Origin of the sequence: Pontixanthobacter luteolus, assembly GCF_009828095.1 — a bacterium.
Classification (GTDB): Bacteria; Pseudomonadota; Alphaproteobacteria; order Sphingomonadales; family Sphingomonadaceae; genus Pontixanthobacter; species Pontixanthobacter luteolus.
Map to the genome: position 1 here is coordinate 1,354,372 of NZ_WTYP01000001.1, position 18,517 is coordinate 1,372,888.

The following is an 18,517-nucleotide window of genomic DNA, read 5'->3' on the forward strand; positions in this document are numbered from 1 at the left end:
AAAGCAAAGCAGCGGGATGAGTGACAACAAGACTTCGCAAGAACTGGTCGATGGGCTCGTTAGCCTGCTGACAGTCGAACAGAACGACGAAAACAGCTTCACCGGGCAGCCACAAAAGGACGGCGTTGGCCGCGTCTTTGGCGGACAGGTGATCGCGCAGGCTTTGATGGCCGCGCAGCGATCAGTCCCGGATGACAAGATCGCTCACTCATTGCACGCGTATTTCCTGCGCGGCGGGAAAGAAGGGCCGGAAATCGATTACCGGATCGAACGCGATTTCGATGGCCGCAGCTTCGCAAATCGCAGGGTCGTGGCCAGTCAGGCAGAGGAAGATGGCAATCTTCGTCCGATCCTAAACCTCACCGCCAGTTTCCAGACGGCGGAAGACGGGCTGGAGCATCAGGACTGCGCAATGCCTGATGTCGCCCCGCCAGAAGACCTGAAATCGGACATGGAACTGCGCCGCAAATATGTCGACGCGCAGCCGAACATTCCCGAGGCCGCCCGCAAGCTGATGCTACGCCCCCGGCCCATAGAAATGCGCACGATAGATCGCCTGCACTGGATGAACAGCGAGCCAAAAGAACCTTGCGCCCATACCTGGTTCAAAACGGCTGCACCGCTGCCGGACGATCCCGCGCTGCACCGCGCGGTCATCGCCTATGCCAGCGATTACACATTGCTGGGCACCGCCGCCTTGCCGCATGGACTTAGCTGGATGCGGGGCGAACTGACCGGGGCCAGCCTTGACCATGCGGTTTGGTTCCACCGCCCTGCCCGAGCCGATGACTGGCTGCTCTATGCGACAGACAGCCCGTGGAGCGGCAGCGGCAGAGGGTTCAACCGTGGCCGGATTTTCAACCGGGCTGGCGAACTGGTCGCAAGTGTGGCGCAGGAAGGCATGATGCGCCGCCGGCGGTCCAAGGACCAAGACAAAGCGTGACGCTGGCAATCGGCCCGGCCAAGGCCGACTGCCAGCATCTTTCGCGCGATCAGTGAGCCAAAATGAGCGGGATCTTCGGATCCTTCAGAATGCGCCGCGTAACGCCGCCGAACACCAATTCGAACATCCGCGCATGGCCGTATGCGCCCAGCACGATATAGCCTGCATCCCTGACAGTCGCAGCTTCCAGCAGGATTTCCGCAGGATGACGGCCAAGCGCCGGAACCTCGACAATCTCGCATGAAATACCGTGGCGCGAGAGATATTCCGCACCTTCAGAGGGCGGCAGATCGTATTTCTTCGCGTCCTCTTCCCCGGTCACGGTGACCAGCGTCACGCTGTCTGCCTTGCGCAGCATCTCCAGCGAAGCGCGCAGGGCATGCGCCGCTTGCGGCGAGCCATTCCACGCAACGACCGCCGGTTTTGTGGCATCGAACCCCTTGGCATCCTTGGGCGTGACCATGACGGGAGTGCGGCCATGAATCGCCAAGGCCCCGGCGAGACGCGATGGCTGCGTTTCAGAACCCATTGGCGCGACCGAGCCTACCAGCACAAGATCGTTCAGGCCCGCATGGCTCATCAGCCGACTGTCTGGCATGCCGACTTCCTGCACCCAGTCCCAGCGGACATCCTCGTCAGCCAGACGTTTTTCAACCGCGCGACGCAGCTCGTCGGCCTGTTCCTGCACTACTGGCATCATCTGCGCCGTCAGCGTGCCGGTATAATCACCGGGGATCAGCACCTGGTGCGTGACCGCTTGCAAGAAAGTAACGTGCGCATCGAACGAACGCGCCAGATCAAGCGCAATTTGCAGGCGCGCTTCCAATCCCGGGTCATTGTAGACATGAACAAGTATCGATCGCATGGCGTGTCTCCTAGTTTTCAGGAGCGCTGCGCATCTCGCAGAAACGATCACTCCTTATGCTTTCATCATGGGCACTTGCACACACCTGCGCATTGATCTGAATCAAATATATACGGCAATATACGGAAGGCGGACTGGCCCTGCCTGACTACCCGCTCTGGCCAGCTGCCATCGCTGCCTGCCTCATCCGGCGGCGTGGTAGAAATCGTAGATCGTCTGGGCCACCGCTGCGCTGACCCCGGGCGCTCTTTGCAGATCCTTCAGCGATGCCGCCCTGACCTTGCCTGCGGTCCCGAAATGCAGCAGCAAGGCCCGCTTTCTGGTTGGGCCGATGCCTGGTATCTCGTCCAGCGGCGATGCGGTGATCGCGCGGCTGCGCTTCGCGCGGTGCGCGCCGATTGCAAAGCGGTGTACTTCGTCACGCAAGGTCTGGAGGTAGAACAGCACCGGCGAGTTGACCGGCAGCGTCTTCTCTCGACCATCGGGAAAGTGGAACACTTCGCGACCCTCGCGGCCGTGATGCGGCCCCTTGGCGATGGCGATTAGCGGCACGTCCTCGATACCCAGTTCTTCCAGCGTATCGCGCACCGCGCTCATCTGTCCCTTGCCGCCGTCAATCAGGACCAGATCGGGCCAGACGGTTTTCTCCCCGCTCGTCTCGCGGTCCGGGTCTTCCTTCATCGCGCGACTGAACCGGCGGTGCATGACTTCGCGCATCATTCCGAAATCGTCATTGCCCTGCGCGGTCTTGATGTTGAACTTTCGGTACTGGTTTTTCAGATAGCCTTCCGGCCCGGCAACCACCATTCCCCCAACCGCCTTGGTCCCTTGAATGTGGGAGTTGTCATAAATTTCGATGCGCTGCGGCACATCGGGCAGCTCCAGAAATTCGGCCATTTCACGTAGCGTCTTCGCCTTGGTCCCGCTTTCCGCAAGCCGGCGGTCCAATGCCTCAACCGCATTGCGCTGGGCCTGCTGCATCAATTTGCGCCGGTCGCCGCGCTGCGGGATCGAGATTTCCACGCGGTGTTCTGCGCTGGCGGCAAAGGCTTCCTCGATCAGCGGCTGTTCGGGCAGTTCGCGGTCCACCAAAATGGTGCGCGGCGGCGGCACCTCTTCGTAAAACTGTGCCAGCACGTCAGCGAGGATTTCGTCATCTTCGACATCTTTGGTGTGGGTCGGAAAGAATGCGCGGTGGCCCCAGTTTTGCCCCCCTCGGATGAAGAACGCCTGCACTGCGATCTGGCCGCCCTTGCTCGCCAGCGCGAAGACATCGGCATCGCCGACACCGCTGGCATTGATCGCCTGACTGCCCTGAATGAAGGTCGCGGCGCGCAAACGGTCGCGCAGGATCGCTGCCGTTTCGAAGTCGAGATCCTGAGCCGCCTTGGCCATCTGACGCTCAAGATCCTGCTGCACGGCGGATGATTTTCCGCCGAGGAAATCCTGCGCCTGCTTCACCAGGCCCGCATAACCATCTTCGTCGATCCGCCCCACACATGGCGCGCTGCAACGCTTGATTTGATACAGCAGGCAGGGCCGTTCGCGGCGGCTGAAAAAGCTGTCTGTACAAGACCTTAGCAGGAACAGTTTCTGCAGCGCGTTAATTGTCGTGTTGACGCTGCCGGCGCTGGCGAAGGGGCCATAATAATTGCCCTTTGCGCGCCTCGCCCCGCGGTGCTTCATGATCCGCGGGAAACCGTGATCGGTCCGTAGCAGGATGAACGGGAAACTCTTGTCATCGCGCAAAAGGACGTTGAACGGCGGGCGGAAGCGCTTGATAAACTGCGCCTCCAGCAGCAATGCTTCCGCTTCGCTGTTGGTGGTGACAATTTCCATCCGGCGCGTCTGGCTGACCATCCGCAAGAGCCGCTGCGTCAGATTGTTCGCCTGGGTATAGTTCGCAACGCGGTTCTTCAGCGCGCGCGCTTTCCCGACATACAGGACATCGCCGCGCGTATCGAGCATCCGGTAAACGCCGGGAACAGGCTTCAGGGTTTTCACCGTATCGCGGATCGCCTTCAGCCCCGCCTCCAGATCGGGCTTGGCCGAAGCAACCGTATAGGCAGCGCGCTCTTCATTGAAGCGTTCTGCACCTCTCGGGTCATGCGGGGTTCCGGCGGGGGTCTTGGCCATGCTTGTTACATAGGGGACAGCGCAACGAATGGAAGAATTCCGGCGAGTTTCGCACAGCCTAATGGCATGAACGCGCATCGGACGCGGAACCAGCAGAACGCTTTGAGCCCCAGCCGAAGCGGCGGATACCGCATTTCCCGGCCATTGACGCGGCGTTTTACCATGTTACGCCTGTGTTACGCATCCGGCGAAGAACGGAGCGAAACAGGAGGAGTGCCGACTATTGCGCCAGTTACAGGGTATGGATGCGTCGTTCGTTGCGTTGGAAACGCGCAATTCCCCGATGCACATCGGATCGCTGCTGATCTACAACCCTGAGACCGCGCCTGGCGGATTTGTCCGCTTCAAGGACATTCTGAATTTCTTCGAGAGCCGGATGCAGCTGTCTCGCACTATCCGCCAGCGGATGGTCAAGGTGCCTTTCGATCTGGATTATCCCTATTGGATCGAAGACCCGGATTTCGATCTCGAATACCATGTCCGCCATGTTGCGCTGCCCAAACCGGGTGACTGGCGCCAGCTGTGCATTCAGGCCGCGCGCATCTTTGCCCGCCCGCTCGACCTGACACGGCCGCCGTGGGAATTCACAATCGTCGAAGGGCTCGACAATATCGAAGGTGTCACCAAGGGCAGTTACGCCATGGTCACGAAGGTGCACCATGCGGCCATCGACGGAATGAGCGGCGTCGATCTGCTGGAAGCGATGCACACGCTGGAACCCGATGCACCGCCGCCGGAAACACCCGATACCTGGCAGGCGGAAAAAATACCCAGCGCAGTCGAGCTGCTGGGCCGGTCATATGTCAGCGCGCTTGCCAACCCGATGAAGCAGCTCGAAGTCGCGGCAAAGGCTGCGCCGGGAATTGCGAACGCGATCAAGGGTCTGGCGGTCAAGGATTTCAAGGTCGGCGCAGACATGGTTGCGCCGCGATGCCGGTTCAATCGCGTCATTTCCCCCAACCGGGTGGTCGAAGGCCGAAGCGTGCCACTGGCCGACATAAAGGCAATCCGCGCTTTGGCGCCGGGCTGCAAGGTCAACGATGTGTTCCTCGCGATTGTCGGCGGGGCAATGCGCAAATACTTGCTCAGCAAGGACGATTTACCCGGGCGCACGCTCACGGCGATGGCACCGATTTCAGTCCGGTCCAAGGATGAAAAGGGGGATATGGGCAATCAGGTCGCGGCCATGATCGCACCGCTGGGTACCCATATCGAAGATCCCGCTGAACGGCTTGCTTTCGTGCATGACAAGACGACCAACAGCAAGGCGATGACCGAGGCGATGGGCGCGCGCAACATGACTGAAATGAGCAAGGTCAGCCCGGCACTGTTCATGGCTTTGGGGGCGCAGCTGTACACACGGCTCGGCCTCGCGAACCGCGTCAGCGCGCCGTATTCGACGGTTGTGACGAATGTGCCCGGCCCGCCCGTTTCGATTTATTCGAGCGGGGCGCGGCTGGAAAGCCAGATGGGCCTTTTGTGCCTGACCGACGGGCTTGGCCTCGGCCATGTCGTGCAAAGTTACGTTGACGAGGCGACAATCGCCTTCACCGCTTGTCGCAGCCTGATGCCTGATCCCGATTTTTATGCACAGTGCATCGAAGAAAGCTTCGAGGAACTAAGGGACCTCGCCAAGCGTAACGAGACACCTGCTGAAGCAAAAAAGGCTGCGCCGCGCAAAGGGCCGGTCAAAAAACCAGCTGCTAAGAAACAATCTGCTGCCCGGAAGGCACCGGCGAAGAAAACCGCTGCCACCAAGGCCGCACCGAAAAAGGCCGCTGCTAAAAAGACAGCGACGAAGAATTCCACGGCAAGCAAGGCGCCGCAAAGAGCGCGCAAGGTCGCAACCAAAGGAAAATCAACCAAATGACAGCACTGACCATCGAAGCGGCAGCAAAGCCCGCGCGTCCTCCGCACCGTTTGCTCACGCTGGCGGAACCGGGCCGGGCAATGGCAGAATTTGCCAGCTTCCTGGCCTTGCGGCCAGCAATGAGCACTTTGCCGAAAGGTGACGGTCACGGCGTGCTGGTACTACCCGGCTTCATGGCGACCGACAGTTCAACCCGGCCGATGCGGTCGCTGCTCGACAGCCTGGGATACCAGACTGCAGGCTGGCAGCTGGGCCGCAACGTGAAAGTCGATAACGACCGCGTCGAAGCCATGGCCGCATGTGTTGAGCAATTGCACGGGGATACCGACGGGAAAATCTCCATCGTTGGCTGGAGCCTTGGCGGTGTATTCGCCCGCGAACTCGCGAAAATGTTGCCGGAGAAAGTCCGCTGCGTCATTTCGCTTGGCAGCCCGATCAGCGACGACCGTGATCACACCAGCGCGCGCCTTTTGTTCGAATATCTCAATGGCAAGGAACCTGAGCCTATCAAGGCAGGCCGTTTCACCGGGCTGGATGCTGCACCGCCCGTCCCGACCACTTCGATCCTGACCAAGACCGACGGTGTGGTTCACTGGCGCGGTTCCGTCCAGCAACCCGGCGAAGGATTGCCCGGTCAGACGGAAAACATCGAAGTTCACGCCAGCCACTGCGGACTTGGCGTGAACCCGACAGTGATGCTGGCCATCGCGGACAGGCTTGCCCAGCGTGAAGGCGAATGGAAACCTTTCGCACCATCTGGACTTGCCAGTCTGCTATTCCCCAGAACGCGCCTGCACTAGAACAGTTTGCGAAGGTCGATGCCGACATAGCGGCCGACCGGATCGATCAGTAATGGCTGGAAACCGATAGGTGTCTGGCCATTGCTGTCTGTCACCCGCTGCCGGCCATCGAATACATTGTCAATCCGGAAGCTTGCGCGCATCCCCTTCAGCAGGCCTTCATCCTGTTTGAAAACGGTGCCGAGGTCGGCAAACAGACGCAGATCGAGCGTCGCCAGATCATCCAGGAACAGATTTGTGCTGCTGGCACCGTCCGTCCCGTCGATGCGGGACGATCCGGTATAGCGCGCCGAAAGCCGCATTCCGTATCCGTTGGAAAAAATTCCACCCTCAAGCTGAGCCGAATGGCGCGGGTTGCCGGAAGACGTCAGGCTGTCTCCGTCCAGAAGGTCCAGCAGCGGGCCGTTCTCGGCAATCAGGATTTCACGCTCCAGTTCGATACTGTGCGACAGATTGAGGAAATACCGCGTACCTTGCGGCCGGCCCGGCAGTCCGCGCGGCATACCGCCCCGCGGACTCCGTTGCTGGCCTTGGGCGCGCTCCTGTCCGTTACGATCCCCGGTTGCGTCCGCGCGCGGGAAGGCGTCGCTGTCGCAGATGCGTGTGCGGAAGGCAGCCAGCCGTTCTTCGTCAATGCTTCCGTCTTCGCTGCGGAACCGGTCGATCATCTGGCGCAATCGTTCAGGATCGAAACCGGGGATATCAGCCGGTGCCTCACCCGCCGCTAGAGCCTGGGCGACGCGCTTCAAGAATTCATCGCCATCATCGGCACAAAGCCGCTCGCGGAATTGCATGAAGCGTTCGCGCTGTTCTTCGGTGACCGGCCCTCTGGGGCCTTCAGCTGCCCTGTCCGGACGCACCGCCCCATCCCGCGCACTCGCGCGCGGCGGGCCGCCACTGCCCGGTCGTCCACCGCGATCACCGGACCCGATAGAACCGCGCAAGGTCAGCCCGAATGTCAGCCGCTTTGTCCGTGTTTCAAAGAAATCCACGGGCCGCTGATCAAGCGCGATCAATTGGCCTGTATTGTCCCGCGTAACCCGGTCCGGAAACGCTGCTTCGACGTCAGGGGTAAGATACGGGAATGATGAAGAGACGTCGCTCGATCGATTGTCGACATATTCGGCCCTGAGCCGTGCACCATCGATAAAGGGCAGTTCCCAGTTGGCAGAGAAATTCCAGTCAGATTGTGTTTCTGCTTTCAGATTCTGATTGCCGCCGCTGGTGACAGTGACGAGCGAAGTCTCGCCGGTTGCAAAGTCGAAAGTGGGCACGTTCAGCGTCTCCACTTGCGGACTGCCCAGCTGTGACAAAGAAGGCGGCACTTCGCGCCAGACATATGTCGCTTGCAGGTCGAGCGTGTCCGTGGGTGCCCAGGTGACGCCCCCCGTCAGCCGGTAAAGCGTGCCGAAATCGGAATAGTGATTGAACCCGGCCTGCCCGTTCAAGGTGACGCTGCCGACAGCGGCGAGCACGTCATCGCGAACGCTGGTGATCGGCACAGCCAAATTGATCCCGCCATTGATGTTGCCGCGGGTAAGCTGGATTGCTGACCCGGCGCGCGAATCTTCGCTTTCAATCCGGTCCCAGTCGTAACCCAGATCGAAAGTTGTCGACAATTCGCCTGCGGGCAGCAGGACAGGCGTGCCCCGCAAGGTCAGCTTGCTCGTCGCCGAATAGGTGTCGGTATCTGCGATATCGAAACCCGGATCGGCTAACGCCGGCAGGGCGGCATCAATCGCAAGCGTGCCAGCCGCCGCGGCAGCGACAAGGTCCGACGTATCCGCACGTCGGTCGATCTTCGCCGTTGAAGACACGTAGCTCGCATCTGCAGTTGCGGTGAGCTGGAAATCACCCACAGGCCGCGAATAGGATGCTGCGGAGGAGAAAGTATCCGACTGGCTGCGCCGCACCAATGGATTATCCGCGCCCAGCGTCCGGACCGCGCTTTCGCCGCTTGGCGCGGTCAGTATGACTGTGTTTAGGCCCGACAGGCTGCGGCTTGATGATCGCTCATAAGTTCCGTTTGCGCTCAGCGACGCACCGCTGTCTGTGAATGCCTTGGCCCAGTTTGCTGTCGCTTCGATGTTCGCACTGTCCGCGATCAGGCTACGGTACTGCGCAGGGTCGGGATCGCCAGGGACGTCAGGGATGCTACCCGGTGTCTGGATGATGCCGCGCTCCGCTTCAGTCAGTAGCGACCTGTCACTGAATTCCAGATTCAGGTTCAGCCGTCCGCCGCCAGTGATTTTCAGAAGCGTGAGTTCCTTTTCGTTATACGAATATCCGCCATCGAACGGCTGTTCGTATTCCACTTCTGCGGTGAGCGCGGAAAAGTCGTCCTTGAGCAGGAAATTGATGACCCGGCGGTCAGGCGGAAAGCCAAATTTCTGAGCAGTTTCTTCCGGGAGCACCTCAACCTTGCGGATCGCCTCTGGCGGGTAGGAGCGAAACTCACGGAAACTGCCGACCCTGATCCCGTTGACCAGAAAAACCGGACGTCCGCCGCCGCGACCGCGCGAGGATCCGGTCTGCGGCTCGATAGCGGCGAGCAAATCTTCAATCGAGGATACGCCGTAAGCCGCGATATCCGCTTCATCCAGTTCCAGGATCGGTGCCTGGGCGGTATCGACCTGGCCGCGCAGCCGGTCGGCAATAACCAGGATTTCATCGCCTGAGGAGGCATCGGGCAGCGGTTCTCCCTCGGCGCTTTCCTGCGCCGAAAGGGGCGCACAGATGGCGAGAGCGATGATCGAGGCTGAGGTGGTAAAACGCATCAGAGCATTGGCTTTCCATAAAACGGTCAGTTCCCACCCTTGCCCGCCAATTGCCGCCGCCCTCCGGTCCGGTCAACCGGCGGTCGTGTATCGGATTGTCTCACGGCCTGAATGATGCGGCCCTGACGAATAAGGATTTAAGAACTTCGAACACGCTCAATACGCAGGAGGCTTCCCTTTTATCCCGCCGGGGGCTATGGGCGCGCAACATTATTCGACCAACTGCAGATCACATACGGGAAAACGAACACACATGGCGAAAGAAGAACTCCTCGAAATGCGCGGCAAAGTGGTGGAGCTACTGCCCAACGCGATGTTCCGGGTAGAGCTTGAAAACGGCCACGAAGTGCTCGGCCACACCGCAGGCAAGATGCGCAAGAACCGCATTCGCGTGCTGGTTGGCGACGAAGTGCTGTGCGAACTGACCCCGTATGACCTGACCAAGGCGCGTATCACCTACCGCTTCATGCCGGGCCGTGGCGGCCCCGGTCAGGGCCCTGGCCCACAATAAGCGGCGGCGGATTTGTCCGCTCTCTCCCTGATACTGGCATCGGCCAGCCCCAGACGGCGCGAATTGCTTGGCCGCTTGGGGATCGAACCTGCGCGCATCGCGCCCGCCGACATTGACGAAACCCCGCAGCCGACTGAACTGCCGCGCGACTATGCAAAACGCATGGGCCGCGAGAAAGCGCTGGCGGCTACATCTTCAGACGGGTTTGTTCTGGCGGGCGATACAGTGGTTGCAGCCGGCCGCAGAATCCTGCCCAAGGCTGAAGATGAAGAAACCGCACGCGAGTGCCTGACGCTGCTGTCAGGGCGGCGGCACCGGGTCTTGTCGTCTGTTGCCCTGCTATCGCCGGATGGCACGCTGCGCGAAAAGCTCAACGAGACAATCGTCAAGTTCAAGCGCCTCTCTGCAGAAGAGCTCGACGCCTATATCACCAGTGGTGATTGGGAGGGAAAAGCAGGCGGCTACGCAATCCAGGGGCAGGCAGAAGGCCTGATTGAATGGATCCGCGGCAGCCATTCCGCAGTGATGGGCTTGCCGCTGTATGAAACGCGTGCGCTTCTGAAATCCGCAGGTTTTCCAATTGGCTGAATGGCTGGTCGAACACGGTATCGGCGAAGACCGTGCCGTTTTGTGCGATCATGGCAGGATCCTTGAAAGCCGTGTTTACCGGCGCGGAATGCTGGGCCCGGGCCATGTGTCCGATGCCCGGCTGGTGTCGCGCGCGAAAGGCAGCAAGCGGGGGACGGTGCAATTTGCCAGCGGCGAAGAGGCATTGGTCAGCGGGCTTGCGGTGTCGGCCAGCGAAGGCAGCACCATTCGCTGCAAGGTTGTACGCTCGCAGGTTCCTGAAAGGGACCGCCGCAAACTCGCCCATGCCGTGCCGACCAATGAAGCCCCCACCGCCGCAGACACGCTTTTCGATCAGCTGACGGCGCAGGGGTGTAAGCCAAAGCTCGTCCGGCGCTTCCCCGATTGCGATTGGAACGAATTGTGGCTGGAGGCATCGAACGGCGCCGTACCGTTTGATGGCGGCGAGCTGATTTTCGCAGATACGCCGGCGATGATGCTGATCGATATCGACGGCGGCGGTAATGGTGCAGCCGATGCGCGTTTGCTGGCCCTGTCAGCTGTAAACCCGATTGCGGAATCGATCGGCAGGTTCAATCTTTCCGGATCGATCGGGATTGATTTCCCTACCCTGCAGGCAAAAGCCGACAGAAAGGCCGTAGATCAGGCCATAGAGGCTGCGCTGGATCACTGGCCGCACGAACGCACCGCAATGAACGGGTTCGGCTTCATTCAGATTGTGGCGCGCTTTGAACGCCCTTCCCTGATCCAGCATATCCATTACGCCCGCGCCGCTTCTGCTGCATGCCTGCTGCTTCGCAAGGCAGAGTACGTGACAGAGCCCGGCGCATTGCAGCTCAATTGCCATCCGGCTGTCGCGGGCAAGTTTCAGGATGCCTGGTTGGCCGAACTTTCGCGCCGGACAGGCCGCGAAGTGCGGACGGCAATGGACCCGTCCCTTGCGCTTGAAGCCGGATTCGCGCAGGCGGTGCCGCTATGACCAAGACCAAAGCCTGCCCTATCTGCAAGAAATCGCGCTCGGAGGAATTCGCACCGTTCTGCTCGAGTCGCTGCCGGGACCGCGATTTGAACCAGTGGTTCAGCGACGGATACGCCGTGCCTGGCCGGCCTGCTGCACCTGAAGAGCTGGCGCCGGAGGACTGGGAACTCCAGGAATAGGCCTAGTTGGTCGTTTTTCCTGCGCTTAGCTCTATTACCCCCTTGCCAATCATCGGCGCCTTCGCCATAGCGCCGCTTCCAACAAGCGCTGGGGATTAATTGGCCCCGGTGGAGATGCCCGGATAGCTCAGTTGGTAGAGCACACGATTGAAAATCGTGGTGTCGGCAGTTCGAATCTGCCTCTGGGCACCATCTCCCCCCTCTTCCAGAACCGCTGTAAGTTCTTGGCAATGCCTGCCGCGATGCTAGGCTTTCCAAATGAATTGGCGTGGCGAGAATTTCGGCGTTGCAGCGAAAGCGATTGCACAGTCTGTTGAACCGGGCAGGCCTGCGCTGGTGCATGGCACCCGCACGGTTAGCTGGCAGGAACTCGATGCGATAACGGATTCGATTGCCTGCGGACTGATCGATGCAGGAATGAGGCCGGGTGACGTTGCCGGCCAGATGCAGCGCAATTCGCCTGAATACATCCTCGCCTATATCGGCTGCGCAAAAGCCGGCGTGATCCCGGTGAATGTCAATTACCACTATCAGGAAGGCGAGCTGCGCGACATATTCACCCGTTTCGGGCTGAAAGTTCTGTTCGCCGAAGATGAATTCACGGATATCGCCTTGTCCGCCAGGTCTTCTGTTCTGGAACACGTTATCTCCAGCAATCCGGCATCTGACCAATGGCGCGCCTTATCAGCTCATCCGGTTGCAGAAGGTTTCAACCCGCACAGTGACCCGCAAGCGCTGTTTTTCACAGCTACAGGCGGGACGACCGGAATGCCAAAGGCGGTGATGTGGCCGTTCGAAGATGCCTGGGAAGCTTTCCAGATCTCGCATTGGCCGCAGGGCATTGGGGAACCGCCCAAGATTGCGGCTTCGCTTGCAGAACATTCGGCATTCGCTGCCGCCCTTCCTCCTTCGGCAGAAAGCTCCATTGCGCCTCTGCTGCTGCTCAGCCCGTTGATGCACGGCGCTGGTCAATTCGCTGCGATGATCCATCTGATGCGCGGCGGAACCTTGGCGACTGTGCCTGCGACGCGGTTCGACCCCGATCAGGCAATCGACGCGGTCCGCCAGTATCAGGCGCGTTCGCTTACATTCGTCGGGGATGCGTTCGCGATGCCGCTTGCCGATGCCCTGGAAGCGCGCACCGACGCGGCAGAGGCTATAGCAAGCCTTCGCATGATCACTTCGTCGGGCGCGGTGTTCAGCCAGTCGGTCAAACAGCGCCTCATCGCCGTAAACCCTGCAATGATTATCGTGGATGCGCTGGGTTCCAGTGAGAGCGCCGGAACGGCAGTCACGATCACCACTGCCGCTGGTACATCCGGCGGCGGCAATTTTGCCGCCATTCCCGGACGCGACACAAAGGTCTTGGGCGACGACCTGCGCGAGATCGAACCGGGCTCGGACCAGTTCGGCATCCTCGCTCGCTCAGGCCCGTTGCCCCTGGGCTATCTGGGGGAAGACGAAAAGAACGCGCAAACCTTCCCCACAATAGACGGCAAACGCTGGCTGATGACCGGCGACCGGGCCCGCTATCGCAGCGACGGCAGCATCGAATTCCAGGGCCGCGACAATATGTGCATCAACACCGGCGGCGAGAAAGTCTTCCCGGAAGAAGTCGAAGCCGTTCTGCAGGAAGTCAGCGGAGTGGCCGATGTTCGGGTCGTCGGCGTTCCTGATCCGCGTTTCGGCCGCAAGATCGCAGCCGTCATCTGCGGGGACGCAGCGCTTCAAAACGCGCTGGACTCGCACGTGCGCTCCCGGCTGGCAGGATACAAGGCGCCGCGCCTCTACGTGTTTACCGGCAGGTCGCTAAGGCTCAACAATGGCAAGCCGGACTACAGGACCGCTCAGACGCTGGCGGAAGACGCTGCCGCCTAGGTCGCCCGGTCTGCCTTGTCCTTGGCATTTGTGCCCTTGATCATTGCGCGCATCTGGTCCCACTCTTCATCGCCGAGGGGGCTCAGCATCTGATAGAAATTGCCCCCGGTTGCCTGATATCCTGCGCCATCGATCGCGATTGTTTGTCCGTTTACCCACTCGGCGCCCGGCCCCATCAGAAACACGGCCAGATTAGCGAGTTCATGCATTTCGCCGTGACGGCCCATCGGGTTCATCCGGTCGTTCGAGTTATCACCGCGCCCGCCGGGCGATAACCGCGCGCTCATGCCGTCGGTCGGGAACAGGCCCGGTGCGATGGCATTGAAACGCAGGCCATAGCGGCCCCATTCCACCGCAAGGCTCTGCGTCATGGTGTTGATTGCGGATTTGCTCATCGCAGATGGAACGACGAACGGCCCGCCATTCCAGACCCAGGTTGTGAGGATCGACAGGAAGCTGGCTTTCTTCTCCTCCGCGATCAGCCGTTTTCCGATTTCGTGCGTGACATAAAATGTCCCGCGGAAAACGATGTCGGAAATCGCGTTGAAACCGTTGACCGACAAATCTTCCGTGCGGCTGATGAAGTTTCCGGCTGCGTTGTTGACCACACCGGTCAGCGCGCCGCCCTCGGCCCAGATCGCATCGACCATGCCCTTGATCGCATCAGCATCGCGGATGTCGCACGCGTGCCCGGTTACTTTCCCGCCATGAGCCGCCATCAATTCCTCGGCAGCTTCATCCAGCTTGTTCTGCCGCCGCCCGCAAATATGAACATCAGCGCCAAGCTTGAGGAACGCCTCGGTCATTTCCCGGCCCAATCCGGTCCCGCCGCCGGTGACAAGAATGCTTTCGCCATCCATCAGGCCGTCCCGGTACATCAGCTTGGAAATATCCATCACTTCGCTCCATTTGGTGTGTGGTTCTTTTTACGAGAAATCGGGCGCTCTCTTTTCGATAAAGGCTTGCGCGCCTTCCAGAAAATCCGCCGAGCGGAAACCATCTGCAAACATGGCCTGCGTCTTTGCATCCTCTGCCACCTGCCCATCGAGAATGCGGCGCATCAACGCCTTCATCACCCGATTGGATGATCCGGAAGCCTTGCTGATGGCCCGCTCAAGCGCATCGGGGCTGCTGGCGATAATCTCGATCAGGCCAATGTCGCGCGCTTCGGCAACGTCGATCAGATCGCCGGTGTAAAGCAGTCGTTTCGCCTGCCCCGGCCCGACCAGTTCGATCAGCAGTTTGATGTCGTGGAACGGGTAGACGATCCCCAGCTTGGCAGGTGTGATCCCGAACCGGGCGCGCGGGGTTGCCACGCGAATGTCGCACGCCAGCGCAAGCCCGCATCCGCCGCCAATGCAGTCACCGTCAATAAATGCCACAGTCGGCAACGGGCATCTCTCAAGGCGGTGCTGCGTTTCCGAGATCGCGGCATGATTGGCAGCCCGCCAATCATCATCGTCCTTGTTCGCCAGCAATTCGCGAATATCCGCGCCCGCGCTGAAATATCCATCGTCGACGGATTTCACGACCAGCACTGAAATGCCTTCTTCCGCCTCCACTTCATCGAGCAGACTGGGGATCGCCTGCCACATTTCAAGCGTGATTGCGTTGCGGCGGTCAGCCCGGTCGATCAGAAGGTACCCCGTCGTGCCCTCCCTCTGGTATCGAATAGTCATGCCCGTCTACTCGGCCAGATCGCGCACGGCTGCAATGTCTGAAAGCATTTTATCGACCTGCAAACACACATTCGGCAGCAATTTGAAATCCCTCGGCCTGCCTATCCGGTAGATCGGGACATTGCTGGCGATCCGCGCACAATGGACGATCTGTTCAGCAAGCGTGCCCATCAATTCCAGGTATTCCTTTCTGTACATCGATGCCTCGGCCAGTCCGCGCACGGCCTCCGCCCCGCGTAGCCTTTCGGCGGTAAGCCGATCATCCCATCCGAGGATGAAAACCGCAGCCAGCGGCATCGGGTGGGCTGCCAGTTGGCCGGGATGAACAGCAAGGTGGTATTTTTCGTCGCGGAAGAAATCGCGCTCCAGCCCCTCGCTATTCAATCCCAGATAATGAAGCGCGCTGTCCCACAATTTGAGCCGGGCAGATGACGGGTGGATCATCGGTGTATGCCCTGCCCCGCCCGGCTCGATCCGGCTCAAATCGTCACCGACCAGCTTCCAGCCGCGTTCAGTCATCGCCGCGGCCAGCGTCGATTTGCCTTGGCCCGCATCCCCGCAAAACAGAACCGCGCGGTCATTCCTCGCCACAGCGCTGCCATGCAACATGGCCCAGCCGCGCTGATAACCCAGCGCACCCCATGCGCTGCCGAGTGTAAAAAGCCGCAGCTCCCTCGCCCCAACGCCCGGATGGGGATGTACGGCAATCTCGGCCCCGCCACTAACCGTCCATGATCCGATGCCATCGACCGCGAAGCAAAGCGTCCCATCGTCGTAAGTTCCATGCCCCGGTGGCGGCTCTGCCGGCCCCGCATCGGGCGCAAGAATTATGCGAATATCCACGCCGCTCGCGCCCTGCTCGTCATCTGCGAACGCCATCCACTCGGGCAAATGAATGTCCGAACAAATGCGCACGCCTGAGTGGCGATAATGAAAGCGTTCGCTTTCCAGAGAAGACGCTGCGGCCATAAGGCGGTTCTGGCTGACCGCACGCTGCGCGGCAAGTATCTGAACGATTGCGCATTTGATTGGAATCGCCCGGCACGCGGGGTATGCGCTGTGAATGCACGAAACATCGACCACGCTTTCGCCTTTCGATATTGCCGCGATCCTCGTGGTTGCCTCTGCTTTCCTCGGCTGGCTGAACCATCATTTCATCAAATTGCCCCATGTCATCGGCCTGACCGTAATGGGCGCGCTGGGCGCAATCGGCCTGATGGTGGCGGACGCTTTCATTCCGGGGATTATCCTGGATGACTGGGTCGCCAGCCTCCTCGAACAGATGGATTTCACCGACACGCTGCTGCAGGGCATGCTCAGTTTTCTATTGTTCGCCGGTGCATTGCATGTCGATCTGGACCGGTTGAGGGTCGCCTGGCTGCCGGTGCTGTTGCTGTCTACGGTCGGTGTCGTAATTTCGACATTGCTGATCGGTGCGGCAAGCTGGGGGCTTGGCTTGCTGCTCGGCCTTCCGATTACCCCGATCTGGTACTTCGTGTTCGGCGCGCTGATTTCGCCGACTGACCCGGTTTCGGTACTGGGCGTTCTCAAGGAAGAAAATGTCCCGGCATCGCTTCAGTCTGCGGTCGCCGGCGAGAGCCTGTTCAATGACGGCGTGGGCATCGTGGTGTTCGTGATCCTGCTCGGCGCAGCAGTTACCGGCAACGATTTCTCGCTTGCCGAAGGGGCCCGCCTGTTCGCGATCGAGGCTGGTGGCGGCGTGCTGGTCGGCCTGGTATTCGGCTTCATCGGCTACCGTGCGCTTGCCAGCATGGATGAATACACGCTGGAAGTGCTGATCACACTCGCAATCGTGATGGGCGGCTATGCGCTGTGCACCCAGCTGCACATTTCCGGGCCGCTCGCGATGGCTGTTGCAGGTCTGCTGATCGGCAATCACGGGGTTACCTATGCGATGAGTGATGTGACCCGCGATTATCTGATCAAGTTCTGGGAGCTGGTCGACGAATTGCTGAATTCCGTGCTGTTCCTGTTGATCGGTCTCGAATTGATTGCCCTCGCGCCCGGAACCGATGCGGCAATCTTCGGATTGGCAGCGATTGTCATCACCCTGGCAGCGCGGGCAATCGCGGTCGGCAGCGCAACCAAGATCATTCCCGCCGCGCGGCTGGACAATAGAGGCGCCGGACGCGTGCTGTGGTGGGGCGGCCTGCGCGGGGGCATCTCGATTGCTCTCGCGCTGTCGCTGCCCGCCGGGCCCACGCGCGACCTGCTGCTTGCTGCAACCTTTGCCGCGGTCCTGTTCTCTGTCCTTGTTCAGCGTGCCACCCTGGGCAAGCTGATCGAGAGCCTGAAGGCCGAACACGCACCAGCGGTGGAAGAAGAAAGTTCGCCTTCCGCTCACTGATTGCACTTTCGCCTCACTGACGGTAAAAGCCGCGCACGCCCCGGCGTTCGAAGCGGACCGTTTCGTCAGCCGGGGCGCTGCATTTTTCGCGCCTGTAAGCGCACCGAAGGAAACGCCCATGTCCCGTCGTCGCCAGATTTATGAAGGCAAGGCCAAGATTCTCTACGAAGGTCCTGAGCCAGGCACGATCATCCAGTATTTCAAGGATGATGCCACCGCATTCAACGCGCAGAAGAAAGGCACGATCAACGGCAAGGGTGTGATCAACAATCGCATCAGCGAATATGTGTTCACCCGGCTTAGCCATATCGGCATCCCGACACACTTCATTCGGCGCCTCAACATGCGCGAACAGCTGGTCCGGCAGGTGGAAATTGTTCCGATCGAAGTGATAGTGCGCAATGTTGCGGCAGGCTCAATCTGCACACGGCTTGGCCTCGAAGAAGGTGAGCCACTGCCGCACACGCTGATCGAATATTGTTACAAGGACGATGCGCTGGGCGATCCACTGGTCGGCGAAGAACACATCGCCTGCTTCAACTGGGCCAGCCAGGACGAAATGCAGGACATTTCCAGCATGGCAATCCGGATCAACGATTTCCTTTGCGGGATGTTCGCAGCAATCGACATCCGCCTGATCGACTTCAAACTGGAATTCGGCCGCATGTATGACGGCGACTTCAGCCGCATTATTCTGGCCGATGAAATCAGCCCCGACGGCTGCCGCCTGTGGGATATGAAAACCAACGAGAAGCTCGACAAGGACCGGTTCCGCCGTGATCTTGGCGGCGAGGAAGAGGCCTATCAGGAAGTGGCGCGCCGCTTGGGAATTCTCGGTAATGAGGACAACGGCCCTGGCGAAGTGTTCGACCTCAGCGCGCACCGCGGCAAATTGCGCGAAACCAAGCCGAAGAAGTAAGTCAGCTGCGGGCCGTTAATCGTCT

16 protein-coding genes and 1 tRNA gene are annotated in these 18,517 nt (G+C 60.2%); 11 read left to right on the forward strand and 6 right to left on the reverse strand.

Going from position 1 to position 18,517, the window contains the following annotated elements:
* Nucleotides 1-16: 16 nt before the first annotated feature.
* Nucleotides 17-943 (forward strand): acyl-CoA thioesterase, encoded by a 927-nt coding sequence (locus GRI43_RS06585; protein WP_160730218.1) that lies wholly within the window; start codon nt 17-19, stop codon nt 941-943.
* Between the two features lie 49 nt (nt 944-992).
* On the opposite strand, the gene GRI43_RS06590 is transcribed toward GRI43_RS06585, so the two are convergent.
* Together GRI43_RS06590 and uvrC are read right to left on the reverse strand one after the other, a co-directional pair.
* Complete coding sequence (locus tag GRI43_RS06590; RefSeq protein WP_160730219.1) at nt 993-1,808, reverse strand: universal stress protein; 816 nt, start codon at nt 1,806-1,808, stop codon at nt 993-995.
* A gap of 183 nt (nt 1,809-1,991) precedes the next feature.
* On the reverse strand, nt 1,992-3,944 hold the full coding sequence (gene uvrC / locus GRI43_RS06595; protein WP_160730220.1) for an excinuclease ABC subunit UvrC: 1,953 nt from the start codon (nt 3,942-3,944) through the stop codon (nt 1,992-1,994).
* Between the two features lie 241 nt (nt 3,945-4,185).
* Between uvrC and GRI43_RS06600 the strand changes: the two genes are divergently transcribed.
* Both GRI43_RS06600 and GRI43_RS06605 read left to right on the forward strand, forming a co-directional pair.
* Complete coding sequence (locus GRI43_RS06600) at nt 4,186-5,814, forward strand: WS/DGAT/MGAT family O-acyltransferase (protein ID WP_160730221.1); 1,629 nt, start codon at nt 4,186-4,188, stop codon at nt 5,812-5,814.
* Nucleotides 5,811-6,614, forward strand: coding sequence for an esterase/lipase family protein (locus GRI43_RS06605; protein WP_160730222.1), 804 nt, complete (start codon nt 5,811-5,813; stop codon nt 6,612-6,614). Before GRI43_RS06600 ends, GRI43_RS06605 begins: the two co-directional genes overlap by 4 nt.
* On the opposite strand, the gene GRI43_RS06610 is transcribed toward GRI43_RS06605, so the two are convergent.
* Nucleotides 6,611-9,391, reverse strand: a complete 2,781-nt coding sequence (locus GRI43_RS06610; protein WP_160730223.1) for a TonB-dependent receptor — start codon at nt 9,389-9,391, stop codon at nt 6,611-6,613. The two genes, GRI43_RS06605 and GRI43_RS06610, sit on opposite strands and share 4 nt — an antisense overlap.
* Before the next feature lie 253 nt (nt 9,392-9,644).
* Here GRI43_RS06610 and infA point away from each other — a divergent pair, with 253 nt between their 5' ends.
* The 6 genes from infA to GRI43_RS06640 all read left to right on the forward strand — a co-directional run bounded on the left by infA (nt 9,645) and on the right by GRI43_RS06640 (nt 13,526).
* Complete coding sequence (gene infA / locus GRI43_RS06615) at nt 9,645-9,902, forward strand: translation initiation factor IF-1 (protein ID WP_011413465.1); 258 nt, start codon at nt 9,645-9,647, stop codon at nt 9,900-9,902.
* 12 nt (nt 9,903-9,914) lie between these two features.
* Nucleotides 9,915-10,490 carry a Maf family protein gene (locus GRI43_RS06620; RefSeq protein ID WP_160730224.1) on the forward strand — a complete coding sequence of 192 codons (576 nt, stop codon included), beginning with the start codon at nt 9,915-9,917 and terminating at the stop codon, nt 10,488-10,490.
* Nucleotides 10,483-11,469, forward strand: coding sequence for a ribonuclease E/G (locus GRI43_RS06625; RefSeq protein ID WP_160730225.1), 987 nt, complete (start codon nt 10,483-10,485; stop codon nt 11,467-11,469). Before GRI43_RS06620 ends, GRI43_RS06625 begins: the two co-directional genes overlap by 8 nt.
* Nucleotides 11,466-11,648, forward strand: coding sequence for a DNA gyrase inhibitor YacG (locus GRI43_RS06630; RefSeq protein ID WP_160730226.1), 183 nt, complete (start codon nt 11,466-11,468; stop codon nt 11,646-11,648). Before GRI43_RS06625 ends, GRI43_RS06630 begins: the two co-directional genes overlap by 4 nt.
* Before the next feature lie 116 nt (nt 11,649-11,764).
* Nucleotides 11,765-11,840 (forward strand) — tRNA-Phe (locus GRI43_RS06635).
* 66 nt (nt 11,841-11,906) lie between these two features.
* Nucleotides 11,907-13,526, forward strand: coding sequence for an AMP-binding protein (locus GRI43_RS06640; RefSeq protein ID WP_160730227.1), 1,620 nt, complete (start codon nt 11,907-11,909; stop codon nt 13,524-13,526).
* Here the strand turns inward: GRI43_RS06640 and GRI43_RS06645 are convergent.
* Genes GRI43_RS06645 through GRI43_RS06655 form a run of 3 tightly spaced genes read right to left on the reverse strand, consistent with a single transcriptional unit; the run spans nt 13,523 to nt 16,174 of the window.
* Nucleotides 13,523-14,422 carry an SDR family oxidoreductase gene (locus tag GRI43_RS06645; protein ID WP_160730228.1) on the reverse strand — a complete coding sequence of 300 codons (900 nt, stop codon included), beginning with the start codon at nt 14,420-14,422 and terminating at the stop codon, nt 13,523-13,525. The genes GRI43_RS06640 and GRI43_RS06645 overlap by 4 nt on opposite strands.
* A gap of 30 nt (nt 14,423-14,452) precedes the next feature.
* Nucleotides 14,453-15,205: an enoyl-CoA hydratase/isomerase family protein gene (locus GRI43_RS06650; protein ID WP_160730229.1), complete on the reverse strand. Its 753-nt coding sequence runs from the start codon at nt 15,203-15,205 to the stop codon at nt 14,453-14,455.
* Between the two features lie 6 nt (nt 15,206-15,211).
* Nucleotides 15,212-16,174, reverse strand: coding sequence for a hypothetical protein (locus GRI43_RS06655; protein WP_160730230.1), 963 nt, complete (start codon nt 16,172-16,174; stop codon nt 15,212-15,214).
* A gap of 94 nt (nt 16,175-16,268) precedes the next feature.
* Here GRI43_RS06655 and GRI43_RS06660 point away from each other — a divergent pair, with 94 nt between their 5' ends.
* Entirely contained in the window at nt 16,269-17,573 is a 1,305-nt protein-coding gene (locus GRI43_RS06660) for a cation:proton antiporter (protein ID WP_160730231.1), read from the forward strand.
* Between the two features lie 118 nt (nt 17,574-17,691).
* Nucleotides 17,692-18,492: a phosphoribosylaminoimidazolesuccinocarboxamide synthase gene (gene purC / locus GRI43_RS06665; RefSeq protein ID WP_160730232.1), complete on the forward strand. Its 801-nt coding sequence runs from the start codon at nt 17,692-17,694 to the stop codon at nt 18,490-18,492.
* The last annotated feature ends 25 nt before the right edge of the window (nt 18,493-18,517 follow it).